Origin of the sequence: Granulimonas faecalis (assembly GCF_022834715.1) — a bacterium.
GTDB lineage: Bacteria > Actinomycetota > Coriobacteriia > Coriobacteriales > Atopobiaceae > Granulimonas > Granulimonas faecalis.
Window position 1 is genome coordinate 54282 of record NZ_BQKC01000002.1, and the last position, 14128, is coordinate 68409.

General features: G+C 69.0%; 20 protein-coding genes. 14 read left to right on the plus strand and 6 right to left on the minus strand.

The window, feature by feature from the left end; translation table 11 throughout:
• Window positions 1-245: 245 nt before the first annotated feature.
• From OR600_RS09400 to OR600_RS09460, 13 genes are all read left to right on the plus strand, one after another.
• On the plus strand, window positions 246-1259 hold the full coding sequence (locus OR600_RS09400; RefSeq protein ID WP_265591097.1) for a hypothetical protein: 1014 nt from the start codon (window positions 246-248) through the stop codon (window positions 1257-1259).
• A complete protein-coding gene (locus OR600_RS09405) occupies window positions 1252-1470 on the plus strand; it encodes a hypothetical protein (protein ID WP_135978529.1) in 219 nt (72 codons plus the stop codon). Before OR600_RS09400 ends, OR600_RS09405 begins: the two co-directional genes overlap by 8 nt.
• The gene (locus OR600_RS09410; RefSeq protein ID WP_135978530.1) at window positions 1467-1832 is read left to right on the plus strand and encodes a hypothetical protein; all 366 of its coding nucleotides are present in this window, start codon (window positions 1467-1469) and stop codon (window positions 1830-1832) included. Before OR600_RS09405 ends, OR600_RS09410 begins: the two co-directional genes overlap by 4 nt.
• Complete coding sequence (locus tag OR600_RS09415) at window positions 1829-2068, plus strand: hypothetical protein (protein WP_135978531.1); 240 nt, start codon at window positions 1829-1831, stop codon at window positions 2066-2068. Before OR600_RS09410 ends, OR600_RS09415 begins: the two co-directional genes overlap by 4 nt.
• Window positions 2061-2312, plus strand: coding sequence for a hypothetical protein (locus OR600_RS09420; RefSeq protein WP_135978532.1), 252 nt, complete (start codon window positions 2061-2063; stop codon window positions 2310-2312). Before OR600_RS09415 ends, OR600_RS09420 begins: the two co-directional genes overlap by 8 nt.
• Window positions 2303-2563, plus strand: coding sequence for a hypothetical protein (locus tag OR600_RS09425; protein WP_135978533.1), 261 nt, complete (start codon window positions 2303-2305; stop codon window positions 2561-2563). The genes OR600_RS09420 and OR600_RS09425 overlap by 10 nt, the downstream gene beginning before the upstream one ends.
• A complete protein-coding gene (locus OR600_RS09430) occupies window positions 2564-3088 on the plus strand; it encodes a single-stranded DNA-binding protein (protein ID WP_265591098.1) in 525 nt (174 codons plus the stop codon). It abuts the gene before it with no gap.
• 473 nt (window positions 3089-3561) lie between these two features.
• On the plus strand, window positions 3562-4050 hold the full coding sequence (locus tag OR600_RS09435; RefSeq protein WP_265591099.1) for a hypothetical protein: 489 nt from the start codon (window positions 3562-3564) through the stop codon (window positions 4048-4050).
• Window positions 4051-4097: 47 nt separating this feature from the next.
• Window positions 4098-5198 carry a DNA polymerase III subunit beta gene (dnaN, locus tag OR600_RS09440; RefSeq protein ID WP_265591100.1) on the plus strand — a complete coding sequence of 367 codons (1101 nt, stop codon included), beginning with the start codon at window positions 4098-4100 and terminating at the stop codon, window positions 5196-5198.
• Between the two features lie 77 nt (window positions 5199-5275).
• On the plus strand, window positions 5276-6034 hold the full coding sequence (locus OR600_RS09445; RefSeq protein ID WP_265591101.1) for a hypothetical protein: 759 nt from the start codon (window positions 5276-5278) through the stop codon (window positions 6032-6034).
• Window positions 5980-6282 (plus strand): hypothetical protein, encoded by a 303-nt coding sequence (locus tag OR600_RS09450; protein ID WP_265591102.1) that lies wholly within the window; start codon window positions 5980-5982, stop codon window positions 6280-6282. Before OR600_RS09445 ends, OR600_RS09450 begins: the two co-directional genes overlap by 55 nt.
• Window positions 6283-6443: 161 nt before the next feature.
• Entirely contained in the window at window positions 6444-7700 is a 1257-nt protein-coding gene (locus OR600_RS09455) for a Y-family DNA polymerase (protein WP_265591103.1), read from the plus strand.
• A complete protein-coding gene (locus OR600_RS09460; RefSeq protein ID WP_265591104.1) occupies window positions 7693-7947 on the plus strand; it encodes a hypothetical protein in 255 nt (84 codons plus the stop codon). The genes OR600_RS09455 and OR600_RS09460 overlap by 8 nt, the downstream gene beginning before the upstream one ends.
• Window positions 7948-8370: 423 nt before the next feature.
• Here the strand turns inward: OR600_RS09460 and OR600_RS09465 are convergent, their stop codons facing one another.
• Window positions 8371-8655, minus strand: coding sequence for a ribbon-helix-helix protein, CopG family (locus OR600_RS09465; RefSeq protein WP_168354087.1), 285 nt, complete (start codon window positions 8653-8655; stop codon window positions 8371-8373).
• Window positions 8655-8930, minus strand: a complete 276-nt coding sequence (locus tag OR600_RS09470) for a hypothetical protein (RefSeq protein ID WP_168354088.1) — start codon at window positions 8928-8930, stop codon at window positions 8655-8657. The genes OR600_RS09465 and OR600_RS09470 overlap by 1 nt, the downstream gene beginning before the upstream one ends.
• Before the next feature lie 225 nt (window positions 8931-9155).
• Here OR600_RS09470 and OR600_RS09475 point away from each other — a divergent pair, with 225 nt between their 5' ends.
• Entirely contained in the window at window positions 9156-9353 is a 198-nt protein-coding gene (locus OR600_RS09475) for a hypothetical protein (RefSeq protein ID WP_135978543.1), read from the plus strand.
• A 69-nt stretch (window positions 9354-9422) separates the two neighbouring features.
• Here the strand turns inward: OR600_RS09475 and OR600_RS09480 are convergent, their stop codons facing one another.
• The 4 genes from OR600_RS09480 to OR600_RS09495 are packed head-to-tail and all read right to left on the minus strand — an operon-like array spanning window position 9423 to window position 14096.
• Complete coding sequence (locus OR600_RS09480) at window positions 9423-10424, minus strand: restriction endonuclease (RefSeq protein ID WP_265591105.1); 1002 nt, start codon at window positions 10422-10424, stop codon at window positions 9423-9425.
• Between the two features lie 30 nt (window positions 10425-10454).
• Window positions 10455-11018, minus strand: a complete 564-nt coding sequence (locus tag OR600_RS09485; protein ID WP_265591106.1) for a GIY-YIG nuclease family protein — start codon at window positions 11016-11018, stop codon at window positions 10455-10457.
• Window positions 11015-13912: a DNA methyltransferase gene (locus OR600_RS09490; protein ID WP_265591107.1), complete on the minus strand. Its 2898-nt coding sequence runs from the start codon at window positions 13910-13912 to the stop codon at window positions 11015-11017. Before OR600_RS09490 ends, OR600_RS09485 begins: the two co-directional genes overlap by 4 nt.
• The gene (locus tag OR600_RS09495) at window positions 13905-14096 is read right to left on the minus strand and encodes a hypothetical protein (protein ID WP_265591108.1); all 192 of its coding nucleotides are present in this window, start codon (window positions 14094-14096) and stop codon (window positions 13905-13907) included. The genes OR600_RS09490 and OR600_RS09495 overlap by 8 nt, the downstream gene beginning before the upstream one ends.
• Between the last annotated feature and the right edge of the window lie 32 nt (window positions 14097-14128).

Consider the following 14128-nt stretch of genomic DNA (forward strand, 5'->3'; position numbering starts at 1 on the left):
GTCGGCGGCGTCCTGCTGCTGCCCCCGGTCGTGGCCCCCGTGGCCATGGGCGGCGTCGCTCGCGGCGTTCGCGGTGGCGGCCCTCTTCGACACGCTGCGGAAAGACACCCCCCACCTGGGGGCGACCCTGGGGTTCATCGGGGCGGCGGCGTCCTGCTGCCTGGCCGTTCTGGCCCACCTGATCTGCACCGCGGCCTGACGGGGCCGCACCGACAAGACATCCATAGGAGAGCGAGGGAGGAGACATGGACCAAGACATCATCCGCGGCTACTGGCCGCTCTACGAGGACGGCGCTCCCGTCCGCATCGGGGACCGTATCATGGGGACCTTCGACCCGATGACGGTCGAGAGCGTCACGGTGTATCCCAACACCACCAACGTCAGGAGCACCCCAGACGTCGCGGGCACCCGCGACCACCTGCACCTCTCTCCCGGCGAGCGAGTCAAACGCGTGGGCGACGCCCCGGAAGGCGTGCCGTGCCTGGGCACGGGCCCCGACGGCGACATCGGGACATGCATCCTTGAGGAGGACCACCAAACCTGGCACATCGTCATCGACGGCGTGCGTTACGGCGTGGGCAACTACGCCCGCCGCGCCATCGCCGAGGCGCTGGACCTCACCACGAGCCGGAAAACGCTCCCGTCCGGCATCGCGTGGCCCGAGGTGGACGGAGAGCCGGTGGTGCCGGGCGACACGCTGTGGGACGACGAGGGGTTCATGATCAATGTGACGGGGGTGGAGTTCAAAGGCGATGGCTACTGCGTCCTTCACGTGTTCAACGAGCACATCAGGAACGTGGCTTGCACCGTCGACACCACGTCCAAGTGCTTCCCCACCCTCACTCGCACCGAACCCGAGACCGTGCTCGACCGCGACGGGGTGCCCATCGAGGTGGGCGACACGGTGTGGCACGAGGCCGATGGCACAGAACTTCACGTTATCGGGTTTCAGCATGAAGAGGACGGCGAGCGTATCGTCACCGTCGAGCGCGTGCGCGGTCCGATCGACTGGGATGGGTGCCGATGCCTTTCGCTCTCCCACGTGCGCCCTGACAGCTGGGAGCGGCTGGCGGAGGACGCGCGGAATGGCCTGTGCGACTACTGGTCGTGTCATGACGCCCGCTGCGTCGACTGCCCGGCGACGGTCGACGGCAAGGACCCAGCTCAGCGGTACGGCACGGACAGCTGTGCCCATGCGATGGCTGTCGACATCGTGGCCCGCGCCAAGGCCCTCGCTGGGGTGGTCGGCGATGAGTGACACCACGGAGGTGCTCGTGCTGCTGAGCACGTCCCTCTCCATGACCAAGGGCGTGCAGGGGCTACTCGGATGGGCCTACGAGTACGGCGACCTGGACTTCCGCGAGATCGAAGCCAGCGATGAGGTCGATAAAGCGGTGAAGCACCTAGCGAAAGCGATGACCCTCATCGGTGAGGGGAAGAGCTGCGACGGGGGTGAGCGGCTGCTATGAGTGAGCGGACCCACGTGAGCGACACCGGGCTCACCTGCACCTTCGACCCCGAAGAGTACGCCACCCGCTGGGACGAGGACGACGTGGAGCACGAGACCGGTGGGACGGGATGCCGAGAGAGGAGCGAGACGATGGGTGACCGACTGAGGCCCTACGCGCTGGTCGTCCTCGACGAGTGCGACGAGTACGACGGCGAACGTGGGTGGTGCATGGCCGAGTACGACTCCGAGGATGAGCTGGGCCGGTGGATGTCCATCGTCGGCAGGTGCGGGTACCGCATGGCCCACAAGACGTGGGCCAGGGACCGTGACGGGCGCCCCACCGGCGCCACCGTGGTCATGGTCAGGGAGGGGAAGCGATGAGTGACGAGGAGCTGGCAGACGACGGCCTCATGTACATCGCCGCCCCCGGGGTGGATAAGGTGCCCCTGGACGGGTCCGAGCACATCACCACCATCGACGACCCGCAGGTGTGCGAATTCTACGGCCCGTGGGACTGTCCGCAGGTGCCCGCGGTCATCGTGCCCGAGGACACCGTCAGGGGCGGAGACCGCCTGCACGTGACAGTGGAGCTGGTGAGAGGGGGAGACGATGGGTGACCTCACCGCCGAGGACCGCGCCGCCCTGCTGGCGGCGTCCATGGCCTGCGAGAACGCGAAGGCAGCGCTGTGGCGGGCGTACGCCAAGCTCTTGGATGTCGAGGACAGGCTCGGCAAGAGAGCCAAGGACGACGAGGGCAACCTGCTCACGGACCGACTGGTCGACACCTGGTGCGGCGCGGCCCACTGCTACGTGCTCATGGACATGGCGATGACGGACAGGAGGTGCGTCGAATGGGAGTGAGCAAGCCCTGCCCGTTCTGCGGGTCCCACGACACGACGGCGGTCTGGGACCGCGCCGGCGACGACCCCTTCTTCGTCCGTCTCCCCGGCGCCTGCGAGGTCCTGGTCCGGGTCCGGTGCCTGCGCTGCGGCGCGGAGGGCTCCACGTTCTCCGTGGAGATCGAACCCCCGCTCCGGGACGGCGAGACCTACTACCACCCCAGCGCCTTCGGCGAGGCCGCGAGGCTCTGGGACGAGAGAAAGGAAGGCTAGATGAGCGTCAACCGAGTCATCATCACCGGCAACCTCACCCGTGACGGCGAGCTCGCCGCCACCCAGTCGGGCTCCAGCGTCCTGCGCCTGGGCGTGGCGGTCAACGACCGCTGGCGCAACCCCCAGACCGACCAGTGGGAGGACCGCCCCAACTACATCGATTGCGTCATGTTCGGCAACCGCGCCCAGTCCATCTCCCGTTTCCTCACCAAGGGGACCAAGGTCGCCGTCGAGGGGCGCCTGCGCTGGAGCCAGTGGGTCGACCGCGACACCCAGAAGAACCGCTCCAAGGTGGAGGTCGTCGTGGACGACATCGAGTTCATGGGCCCCCGCCGCGAGGCCTCCGGCGGCGGTGCCCCCGGCACCCCCGCCCCGCAGGCCCCTCAGGCCCCGACCTTCCAGACCCCTCCGGCCCCGGTGCCCCCGCAAGCCCCCGCGGGACCTGCCTTCCAGGTGCCCCCGGCGCCCCCGGTGGTGCCCCCCGGGGCGCCCCAGGGGGTCTACGACGACGTGGTGCCCTTCTGATGGCCCCGGGCAAGGACCCGGCGAGGCCTCCGCGGCTTTCCGCGGAGGGGCTCTTCGAGGCTGTGTTCGGCGGCGCCCGCGAGGATCCCCGCAAGGTGTCGGGCGGGGCGCGTCCGGGCAGACCGGACGCCCCTCCCGCCGGCGGCCCCGGCGGGCGTCCGGGGGTCGGTGCCGTCCGGGGGTGCCGGCGGTGAGCCGGGCCGGGGCCTGCCGGGGGAGGGCCTGCCGCACCGTCCGCTGCGCCTCATGCGGGCAGGTGCTCGCGGTCGCCGGCGGCGTGACGTCGGCCCTGGGCCACTCCTCCGGAAGGTGCCGCACGAAGGCCTGCTGCCTCGCCTGCGGCACCGCCGCAGCCGTCTCCCACAGGGCCGGGGAGGGCCCCTCTGCCGCAGCCAAGGCGAGGGCCCTTTCCGAGGCCCGCCCACAGGACCCACCCCCGGTCGGGGGCCCTCGACGATCGGATAGGAGAACCCATGAACAAAGATAACGAACCGCGCAGGAGCGTCCTCAACGTCGTCCTCGACCACCTGGGACGGTCCGCCGCGGTCGTCGCGGCCCTGTCGGGGGTGGCCACAGCCGCGGTGGCCTCGCTTGTGGGGTGCGGGACCGACATGGTCGTGCCGAAGGTGTTCTGCCTGTTCCTCGTCGCGAACCTGTGCGTCTGGACAGTCATATGCGAGGCGCTCCTCGTCAGCATCCACCGCGGCCGGCACCGGCCGGACTCCATCAGGCGCTACGGCAACACGTCCCTGGCCATGGTGCTCTGCGGCGTGGCGGTGGGGGTCTGCGTCGCCTGCGCCGTCTTCACCGCCGTCCCGGGCTGGGACGCCCTCGACTCCATTTGGGACTCGGTCCGCTCCGCCTCCGTCGCCCTCGTCGCATGCTCCGCCGGCGCCCTGGCCGTCCCGGTCATCGTCCTCGCCCTGATGCACGTCGCCGGAAGCGACGACGGGGGCGCCTAGGGGCCCCGTCCGCCGCACCCCCCGCGTCCGAGAGAAGGGACGAACCCATGATCGTATCCGTGGCACCCGACGCCCTGGCCGCCGCCGTGGCCTCGGTGTCCAAGGTCACCGCCACCGTGGCCGAGACCCCGGTGCTCGCCGGCGTGCTCCTCGTCGCCGACGCCTCCGGGACCCTTTCCGTGACCGGCACCGACGGCCTTCGCTCGGCCAGGCTCTCCGTGCCCGCCCAGGTGGAGGAGCCTGGGGCTGCCGTGGTGTCCGCCAGGACCCTGGCGAGGGTGGCCAAGAGCCTTCCCGGCGGCGTCTGCTCCCTGGAGGGCTCGGGGGCCTTCTTGAAGGTCTCCTCCGGGCGCTCCCGGTTCAGCCTCCAGGCCCTACCCCCGAAGGACTTCCCGGCGTTTCCCGAGGTGTCCCCGGACTCGTCGGCGGAGCTTCCCGCGGAGGTCCTGGCAGACCTCGTCGGCCGGGTCCGCCGGTTCGCCTCCAAGGACCTGTCCCGGCCGATCCTGTGCTCGGTGGCCGTGGAGGTGGCCTCGGGGCGCCTCACCCTGAAGGCCACCGACGGCTACCGCCTGGCGGTGGCCTCGGCGGGGCTCGCAGACGATGGCGCCTCCTTCTCGGCCCTGCTTCCGGCCGACGCCCTGGCCGAGGCCGTGGCCATGGCCTCCGGGGCCGAGGGCCTGTCCGTGGGCCGCGGGGGAGGCCAGTGGGTGGTCTCCTGGCGGGGCGGCTCCTACGTGTGCCGCCTCGTGGAGGGGTGCTACCCCGAGGCGGAGAGCCTCTTCCCCACGACGACCTCCTGCACCCTGGGGCTCCCTTTGGGCCCCTTCCTCGACGCCCTGTCCCGGGTGGCCCTGGTGGCCAAGGAGAACCCCCGGGTGCGCCTGGACGTCCGCGCCTCAGAGGGGGAGGTGGCGGTCTCGGCCGCCAGCGGCGAGGTGGGGGACGCCTCGGACTCGGTGGGGTGCTCCGTGGAGGGCACGCCGGTGGCCGTGGGTCTCAACTATCGCTTCCTCGCCGACGCCCTGGCGGCCTTCGACGGCCGGGAGGCGGTGTCCCTGGGGATGTCCGGCGAGATGGCCCCGGCGGTGCTCTCCTCCCCGGGGTCCCCTGAGGTGCGCTGCCTCGTCATGCCTACCCGGCTCTGAGGGGGCGGGGCGGTATGGACGGGGAGGGGCCCCTTAGGTCCCCTCCCCCTTGGAACGCGACTCGGAAGGAGCGGACCATGGAACAGATACTTGCAGGTGCGGGCCCCCTCGGCGGCGGGGACGAAGGGGCCCGGGCGCCGGTCGGCGCCCTGAGGGGCCGGCTTCCCGGGCGCCCTCGTGGCAACCGAAAGGCCGCGCTACAGGAGCGCGTGGCGGCCCTGGTGAGCACCGTGGGGGCCCTGGAAGAGGCATTGGCGGAGGAGAGGCGGCGCCTGGAGGAGTCCGAGGATGACCGCCGCAGGGCCAAGGCCCGCCTCATGGCCCTCTTGAAGGATGCCCGGGCCGATTCCGCGGCCGCCCGCAAGGAGGCTGCGGACCTCAAGGAGAGGCTCAAGGAGGCCGAGGCCGCGGCGCCGGGCGTGGCCGGCGAGGGGCGGGGGACCGACGAGGAGCGGGCCCGCTCGGAGGCCCTGGAGGCCGTCGTGGGGCGCCTGGAGGGGGAGGTCTCGGGGCGAGATGACGAGATCCGCAGGCTCAAGGCCCGCCTCGCCGCCCTCGAGGCCTCCCGGGCCCGGGAGCAGGAGGCGGCCCGGGGCGAGACCTCCATGGTGGTCTCGGAGATGGCCTCGGTGCCGAGGACCCTGGACGACGTCCTGACCCTGGCGGAGCGGGCGTGGCCGGAGCGGCTCCTCGTGCTCGAGAGCGCCCACGACGCGGCCCGGGCGTGGTCGGGCAGGGACCTGGACAGGCCCTGGACAGGCCCTGGAGGGCCCTCTGCGCCGTGGCGGAGTGCCTCTGGCCCCTGCACTTCGTGGAGGCATCGGCCGACCCCGTGAGGGAGTTCGCCTCCCGCACGGGGTTCAGGTTCACCCCGACCGAGTCCTTCACGGTCTCCACCATGCCCAGGCTCCGCGAGGCCCGCACCTTCCCCTGGGAGGGGAGGCGCACCTACATGCCTGCCCACGTGGCCGTCACCGGGGGCTCCGGCGACAGCAACATCCGCATGCACCTCTGCTTCGACGAGGAGGGGCGCCGCATCGTCGTCGGGCACCTGGGAAGGCACCTGGACAACACCCTCACCTAGAAGGCGCACCGGTCCGGCCGTCGGGTCCCCGACCTCGAGGAAGAGGTCGGGGACCCCTTCTTTTCCCACTTCGGTACGGAGGAGGGGGCCTTCCTCCGAGGCCTCCGAGGCGCTACACTGTAGAACGGATGTTCGGTAACGGGGTCTTCAGGGGGTGTGCCATGGGGGAGGCGGCCAGGGTCTGCCTGTGCATCGACCTTCGGAGCTTCTACGCCACGGTGGAGGCGGTTGACCGCGGCCTGGACCCCATGGAGGCCCGGCTCGTGGTGGCCGACCCCGACCGCTCCGCCAACACCATCTGCCTGGCCGTCTCCCCGCGCCTGAAGGCCGAGGGCGTCAGGAACCGCTGCCGGATGCGCGAGGTGCCGAAGGACCGTGGCATCGTCGTCGCGAGGCCCCGCATGGCCCGGTACCTGGAGGCCTCCTGCGAGGTGGTGGCGTGCCTTCTGGAGCACGTCTCGGCCGACGACGTCCACGTCTACTCCGTGGACGAGTCCTTCATAGAGATCGGTCCCTACCTGCCCTACTACGGCCTCACACCGAGGGCCATGGCCAAGCGCCTCCAGGAGGCGGTGGCGGAGCGGCTCGGATACCCCGCCACCTGCGGGCTGGGGCCGAACCTGTTCGTGGCCAAGGTGGCCCTGGACGTGCTCGCCAAGCACGACACCGAGGGCATCTGCGAGCTGGACCTGCCCGCCTTCTACCGTGACATCTGGTTCCACCGCCCCATCACCGACATCTGGCAGGTGGGGCCGGGCACGGCCCGGAGGCTCGCCTCCGCGGGGATCGTCGACCTCGCGGGGGTGGCCGCGGCAGACCCCAAGGAGATCTCCCGCCTCCTGGGACCTGCCCGGGCCCGGCTCCTCGTGGACCACGCCTGGGGCCTGGAGCCTGCGACCGTTTCCGAGGTCTCGGCCTGGGAGCCCAAGGGCAAGAGCCTCACCCGGGGCCAGGTGCTCATGAGGGACTACACCACGGCCGAGGCCGCCACGGTGGTCCGGGAGATGGCCGACGAGCTGGCGCTTTCCGCCGAGGCCGACGGCTGGGACGCCCAAGGGGTGTCGCTTTACGTGGGCTACTCCGGCGACACGTGGCCGGCCACGGGAGGGTCCCGTCCCCTGGAGGGCCGCCTCACCGCCCACGGGGTCGCCGAGGCGGCGGTTGCGGTGTTTGCCGCCACGGCCTATCCCGGGGTGCCCATAAGGAGGGTCAACGTGACCCTCACGGGGCTTACCCGCGAGGGCCAGCCGCGGCTCTTCGACCCGGCCTCCGCCGACCCCCGCCGACAGCGCCTGGACGAGGCCCGAAGGGCCGTGGCGGCCCGCTTCGGGAAGGCCTCGGTGCTCCTCGCCTCGAGCCTCCTTCCCGAGGGCACCGCCAGGGACCTCGCCGGGCGCATCGGGGGCCACCGTGCGTGAGCAGGCCCCGGAGCTCACGGCGGGGCTCCTGGCCCGGGTGCTCGCGGGGGCGCCCACGGTGGCCGAGGCGGAGCGCCGTCGGAAGATGCTGGGGAGGATCCGGGAGAGGCAGGCCGCGGACGGGTGCCGGGAGGCCGTGGCGGATCTATCCCGGTGCGCCCAGTTCGCCCCCTTCGACGCCCTGGAGGGGTTCCGGGAGATGGTGGGGGAGGTCCGCGAGAGGTCCCGCGGCGGTCCGCGGACGTGATCTCTAAGGGGGTGCCATGGGGAGGGTCAAAGACAGGCGCGTGTTCGTCGACGTCGAGTCCTCCTGCGACCGACGCGGGCGGGTGACGCCCTCCTGCATCGTCTGGGAGGACGGGCGGAGGCTGCCTGTCCGGGTGGTACGGCGGAGCCCCGCCAGGACCGAGCGGCCGGACTGCGCCCGGGGGGTGCGCTACACCGTGGAGGTGGGGCCCGGGAGGGCGCGGAGGACCCTCTGGCTGGACCCGCCGGGGCTCTGGCACGTGCTAGCCGGCGGGGGACCTGAGGGGGTGCGTCCTGAAGGGTCTCGGGGTCGGACGTTTTGACCCGAGGCCCACCCGGGAGAGGGCGGACGCCTAAATGTAGGCCAAGGCAGACACTGTGGCCTGCGCTTCTGTCTCAAACGGGTTTCTCGGCTCGGCCAGCCTCAGGGTGTCGCCCCCAGCACGCTTGCAGCCTTCTCCACGGCGGCCTCCCTCATGAAGGCCGACTTCTTCACACCCAGGGCTTCCGCGGCCCGCGCTATGAGCTCGGCGGACGATTCCGGGCACTTGAACGAGAGGTTGGCATTGGGCTCGTCAGACAGGCGAGGTCTCCCGGCACGGACCACCTCGAGGTGGCCGTCCCAGGTGCCGTCCTCCCACTCCCTTGCCCGGCGCTCGATCTCGTCGTCGGTGAGGACATATCCGTTGTCAAGCAGGTACTCGGCCATCAGAGCTCCCTTCCGCATCTCTTCAACTCGTCTCGCGTCCTCTTGGACAAGGGTGTGTTCGCGTGGTAGATGATCCAACCCCCTTTGTAGGGGGCGGCGACCATCTCGACCTCGCGCCCTTTGTCGTCGAAGCCGACTCGCAGATACTCGGGCCAGTTCGGGCTTCCGACCCTTGCAGCCTCGACGAAGGCTGTGTCCCATGCCCTCCTCACGTCCTCCTCGGTAAGCTGCGGATGTCGCTCGAGAACTCTCGGGTGTACCTCCACGTACTCCAAGCAATCCTCCAAGCACGACCGCGGAATCCTGTCTTTGGACAATATTCTACTACTAAATCGATGTCAAACTCTCGACATGACTCTGGGTGCACCCCCGACCCTCACCCCATGGAGAACCCCCCGAAGCCCTGCCCCGGCGCGATGCCCGGGCAGGGCTTTGGGCAGGAACCCGTGGAGGGGGCCCTCGGGCAGGGCCTTGGCCGAACTCCGGGGAAGGGGCCCGCTATGGGCGAGGACATGTTGTATAGGGGCGCCGTGAGGGCCTGGGCGGAAGGGCTCGGCCGGAGGGCCGCCGGGATGGGGCCCGCAAAGGCCCGGGAGCTGATCTTGGGGGAGGTCCTCGAGAACCCCGCTGTGGCCTCCGAGGAGGAGGCCGTGTGGGCCGCCATGGTGGCTCTGGAGGTGGCCTTGAAGGACCGTTGAGGGGGCTTCGGTACGGAGGTAGTAGCTCCTCTCCTTCGGCCTCCGTTCCCCTTTGCAGGATCGAGGCTGTCAGAGGGTATGGCGGAGGTCCGGCGGCGTACGGTCGATGACATCCTGTTCGGTGAGGGGTTTCCAGAGGCGCACAGCGTTCCCATACCTCCTCGCACTGGCCTCCTTGGCCTTGATCTGGAGCCTCCTGAGGCCCTTCCCATCGACCATCTCCACGCCGGCGTCCCTAGCGAATTTCTTCGCCTCTGGTGTGAAGTAGCTCGTGGTGATGAACACCATGTGCTCGGCCCCTTCTGTGAAGTTGGCGCCTACGAGCTTCTGCACATCGGGGCGACCTACGGTGGTGTTCTTGCCGTAGAGCTTGCACTCCCCGATGGTCTTCTCCCCGTCCTTCTCCACCAGGAAGTCGAACCCGCCGTCGCCGGACCTACGCGTGGCCTCGCCGGTGTATCCGAGCTTACGGTAGAGGTAGACGCAGAATTGCTCGAACCGGTAGGGTTCTGACCGGTAGTGCGCGAAGACCTCGTCGGCCGACATGATGGGGAAGCCGTAGCTCGCGACGGAGCTATCCGAGCATGCCTTCTCCGACTCCCATCGGTGCGGGGTCACCTCTACACCGCCCACCCTCATCCTCTGGACGAACCTCACCGCCTCCCGCGGGGAGTCGAACGTCACGCGCCAAGGGCCGGAGACGAACTCGGAACCGCCGTAGTAGTAGGAGGTGGAGCTGTAGCGAGCGTCCCTCGTCCCGTCGTTTCGCGGGTGCTCCCAGTGGGGGAGCACGAGTTCATAGGCCGTGATGGCGTCGTTGTCGGGGTCGTAGTTGATCTCCTTGAACTCGTTGGGGTAGGGGACGGCGGGGAAGGACTCCTCCCACCGTTCGTGGAGGAACGCCTGGGTCTTGGCGCGCTCCTTCTCGGCGGCGGCCTCGCGCGAGGTCTCGACGACAGCCTTCACGATGGTGACGACGAGCCATATGACGAGGCCGACGACGATGAAGACGACGAGCAGGAAGCCGATGAAGGTGTTGAACGCCAGGGCGAGCAGGGGAATGAAGGGCAACTCGGGCCTTTCTCTCGTGTCTCGGGAAGGTCAGCGGGCCTTGGAGCCGCCGCGGGTGCGGTTGTAGGAGCTCGTCGCGTCAAAGGCGGCGATGAGGGAGCGCTCGGTGGCGTTGAGGTCCGAAGGTGCGCAGCGGACCATGCGGACCTCCACGGGCTTTCCCGCACGAACGTCGGCATAGACGTCGCCGTTTCCGTGGCCGGTGAGGTGCGCCCTCACCCTCTGGGCCACATGGATGGACTGGCCTACGTAGACAGCCTCATAGGACACCTTGCCGGCCTCGTCGTAGACGGGATCCGTCATGATCACGTAGCAGCCCGCCTCGTCGGTTGCCCCGTAGCCGAGGCCGGACCCCCGCCTCCCGATCCTCCAGTTCTCGAGGAACTCCTCCGCAGACACCGGGGCCGCCTCCATGAGGGTGCGCCGGACCTCGTCCTGGCGGCGCCTGTTGGACACCTCCTGCCAGACGAGGATAGCGATGGTGAGGGCGAAGAGGACAAGAAGGACGGTGTTGATGGCCTGCTCGGTGGGCGTCGGGTGGGCCGGGAAGAACGCCTCCCAGATGTTTCGAAGCGTGCCCGTCAGTGTGCTCATCGTTCCCCCTCTCTCACGGCTTCAGCGTAGAGCCCGAAAAGGTGGTTCACAATCCTCTCCTCGTCGCCGCCGAAGTCGACGCCGTAGGCCGCCTCGACGGCGGCGTCGAGGGAGTCATGGGCGGCCTTGAGGTCGGAGAACACGAAGCGGTCGAACTTCCTGGCCTGGGCGCCCGTCGCCCCCTCGGGCACAGGGGAGATGCCGTCGTACATCTCGGCGAGGGAGGAGTCGGGGTGCGCTGCCCTGGCGTCGAGCACCGCTTGGGCGCACCGCTCGACCTCGGACTTCTTGGATTCGTTTGGTGTTGGGAAGACGAAGGTGTTGTAGACGATGGTGTTGCTGTAGCTATAGTCGCTTTTGAGACGACCGCACGTCATGCGCATCCAGGCGTTGTGGAACCGGGACATGAGGACACCGAATAGGAAGAGGCTGCCGGTGGGGATGAAGTACAGCTTGTCCCCCGGGACCATGCCGTCGGTGACGAAGCCCATGGGGATGTAGGTGCGGTTCGCGGAAGTAACCTTGGGCACGCCGATGTAGGTGCCCTCGGGGTCCCTGACCTCGTCGAACAGCCACGGCGTGGCGGCCTTCTTCCTCGTGGCGGCCTTGGGGCTTGCCAGGCGGAAGTCCCGGACCTCCTTCACCCGCTCCTCGACCAGGGGCATGGAGGCGATGTCGTTAAGGGTCGCGTCCTTGAGCCAGAGGCATCGTCTCGCCTCGCCGTCGACGAAGTCCTTGCCCATGGAGAACGGCCTGATCCACCGGGCTGCCTCCGGCTCCGCATCCACGAGGCCGCGGGCCTCGTCATCGGTCATGATGAGGGACTTGCCCGTCGGCTGACACCCCCTCGACATCTCCGGCATCCCGCTGGCCTGCCTGGTGCTCTTGGTGACGAACCAGTCGGGGGCGGCCATGAGGTAGCCGTTGATGTTGTCGCAGAGGACGGCCTCGCCCTCCCGGGTCCGGTGGAGCACCCGGGGCTTTTCCCCCGTCTTGGAGAACCCGACGATGACGACGTGGACGTGGGCCGGGTCGTCGGCCTCGCTGGACCAGAAGAACGTGGTCCAGGCGAAGTCGATGTGGAACCCTAAGGAGAAGAGGCGCCGCCACAGGGGCTCGACCTGCTGACCCTGGCAGATGGAGTTGGTGCTGACAAAGGCGGCCTTTATCGGTCCGTCACCCATGTACTCGGCCGCCTTCAAATACCAGCAGGCGACATAGTCCAGCACGCCGCCACCGGCGCCGAACAGGTCCTTGCGGTCCGCCTTCTGGATCGCGTCGAGGCGGTAGGACCCGAGGAAGGGAGGGTTGCCGCAGATGTGGGTGACCTTGTCAGACGAGACGACGTCGTTCCAGTCGATGCGCAGGGCGTTGGCGCAGACGATGCCCTCGTAGTCGTTGAGGGGGAGCGCCGGCCTCGTCACCGTGAGCACCTTCGAGGTGTCGCGGTCCGCCTGAATCTCCGCGATCCAGAGTGCGGTGCGTGCGACGCAACAGGCGTAGTCCTCCAGCTCGATGCCGTGGAAGTTGGCGAGCGAGACCTTCGGCTGCAGGTCCATGGCGTCCGAGAAGAGGCCGCCGGAGAACGCCGTCTGGTCTCCGGCACCTTTGCCCGTGTAGCTCAGTTCGAACAGGACCCTGTTCTCGAGGCGGCGCAGGCTCAGGTAGCTTTCGGTGAGGAAGTTGCCCGACCCGGCCGCCGGGTCGAGGACCGAAACGGCGGCGATCTCGTCCTGGAGGCTCAGGAGGGCCTTGGTCCTTGCACCGCCGGCCGTGTCCCTGTTGCAGGCGTCGACGAACTTCTCCTTGAGGTCATCCAGGAAAAGGGGGTCGATGACCCTGTGGATGGCTTCGGGCGTCGTGAAGTGCTGGCCGTTCCTTCGCCTGTGGTCGGGGGAGAGCGCTCCCTCGAAGATCGACCCGAACACGGTGGGGGAGACGCCGGACCAGTCGAACTCCTGGCATCCGTCGACGATCAGGGTGTGCCGGAAGTCCTCGTCCAGGGTGGGGATGGGGATCTTCTCGCGGAACAGGCCCCCGTTGACGTAGGGGAAGGCCCTGAGCTTCTCGGACGCATAGGGGTCCCTGTCCTCGGGCTTGGTGTCGAGCCAATCGAACAGCACCTTGAGGCCTGTCGAGAGGTTCTCGGGGCTCCACGACCTCACGTAGTCGCGGAAGGCGAGGTTATCCCGGACACCGTCCTTCTTGGCGGAGAGGAGGAGCCCCGCGTCCTCGGCGAACATCAGGAACATGAGCCTGGTCAGGAGCACCGACACGGCGTGTTGCACGGACGGTTTGGAGGTGTCTCCGTAGGCCCTCTCGGCGTGCTCGTGGAGTCGGCCCATGATGCGTCCGGCCTCGACCGACACCTCGCGGGCGAGGACCTCGGGCGGCTTGGCCTCCCCGGAGAGGAATCGGAGCACGTCGACCTGACGGGGCAGGTCCTCCAAGGGGATTCTGTAAAGGGGCTTGTCCGCCAGGGGGTTTCTCGCGGTGTCGTAGACCCACATCTCCTCGAAGTTGCATGCGATGAGGTAGCGGGGCCTCAGGGAGTAGGGGAACCCGTTGGCGTAGTCGCGAGCCTGTTCGGCTGGGGTCACCATGCGCCCCTGGCGCATCTCCTTCTTGGCCAGGTCGACGCCCGACGATTTCATCTCGACGATGGTGGATGCGCTCGGGATGTGGACGTCGATGAAGCCCGAGCTGTCGGAGGCCAGGGTCTTGATGGGCACCTCGAACTGGAGGCGCTCGATGGCGTCGTCCAGGCCGAGCACGGTCTGGAACAGGTCGATCCAGAACGACGACGCCTCGCCCTTCTCGTACCCGCGTCCGCTCCAGCGTCTCACGAACGCCTCGGCGTCCTTCCTCCTGTCCGTCCTGTCTGCCCTAGCCATGGTCGCGACCCTCCCTGCGTGCCCTCTCCCGGGCCATCATGTCGCGGAACACCTCGGCCTTCGTCGAGGAGTCCTCCTCGGCCCACCGGGCAAGGTCCCGGTAGTCCGTCTCCAGCATGTTGATGAGACAGGCCTTGCGGGGCACGGCCTTCGGCCCCCGCCTGCCATCTGCCTTGGAATCCAAGACACACCCCCTAATTCTCATATAACTATTAT

Coding starts and splice junctions, on each gene's coding strand:
- OR600_RS09405 (WP_135978529.1), top strand. CDS start 1,252: ATGAGTGACACCACGGAGGTGCTCGTGCTGCTGAGCACGTCCCTCTCC.
- OR600_RS09400 (WP_265591097.1), top strand. CDS start 246: ATGGACCAAGACATCATCCGCGGCTACTGGCCGCTCTACGAGGACGGC.
- OR600_RS09445 (WP_265591101.1), top strand. CDS start 5,276: ATGGAACAGATACTTGCAGGTGCGGGCCCCCTCGGCGGCGGGGACGAA.
- OR600_RS09420 (WP_135978532.1), top strand. CDS start 2,061: ATGGGTGACCTCACCGCCGAGGACCGCGCCGCCCTGCTGGCGGCGTCC.
- OR600_RS09490 (WP_265591107.1), bottom strand. CDS start 13,912: ATGGCTAGGGCAGACAGGACGGACAGGAGGAAGGACGCCGAGGCGTTC.
- dnaN (WP_265591100.1), top strand. CDS start 4,098: ATGATCGTATCCGTGGCACCCGACGCCCTGGCCGCCGCCGTGGCCTCG.
- OR600_RS09485 (WP_265591106.1), bottom strand. CDS start 11,018: ATGAGCACACTGACGGGCACGCTTCGAAACATCTGGGAGGCGTTCTTC.
- OR600_RS09425 (WP_135978533.1), top strand. CDS start 2,303: ATGGGAGTGAGCAAGCCCTGCCCGTTCTGCGGGTCCCACGACACGACG.
- OR600_RS09435 (WP_265591099.1), top strand. CDS start 3,562: ATGAACAAAGATAACGAACCGCGCAGGAGCGTCCTCAACGTCGTCCTC.
- OR600_RS09465 (WP_168354087.1), bottom strand. CDS start 8,655: ATGGCCGAGTACCTGCTTGACAACGGATATGTCCTCACCGACGACGAG.
- OR600_RS09455 (WP_265591103.1), top strand. CDS start 6,444: ATGGGGGAGGCGGCCAGGGTCTGCCTGTGCATCGACCTTCGGAGCTTC.
- OR600_RS09415 (WP_135978531.1), top strand. CDS start 1,829: ATGAGTGACGAGGAGCTGGCAGACGACGGCCTCATGTACATCGCCGCC.
- OR600_RS09475 (WP_135978543.1), top strand. CDS start 9,156: ATGGGCGAGGACATGTTGTATAGGGGCGCCGTGAGGGCCTGGGCGGAA.
- OR600_RS09410 (WP_135978530.1), top strand. CDS start 1,467: ATGAGTGAGCGGACCCACGTGAGCGACACCGGGCTCACCTGCACCTTC.
- OR600_RS09430 (WP_265591098.1), top strand. CDS start 2,564: ATGAGCGTCAACCGAGTCATCATCACCGGCAACCTCACCCGTGACGGC.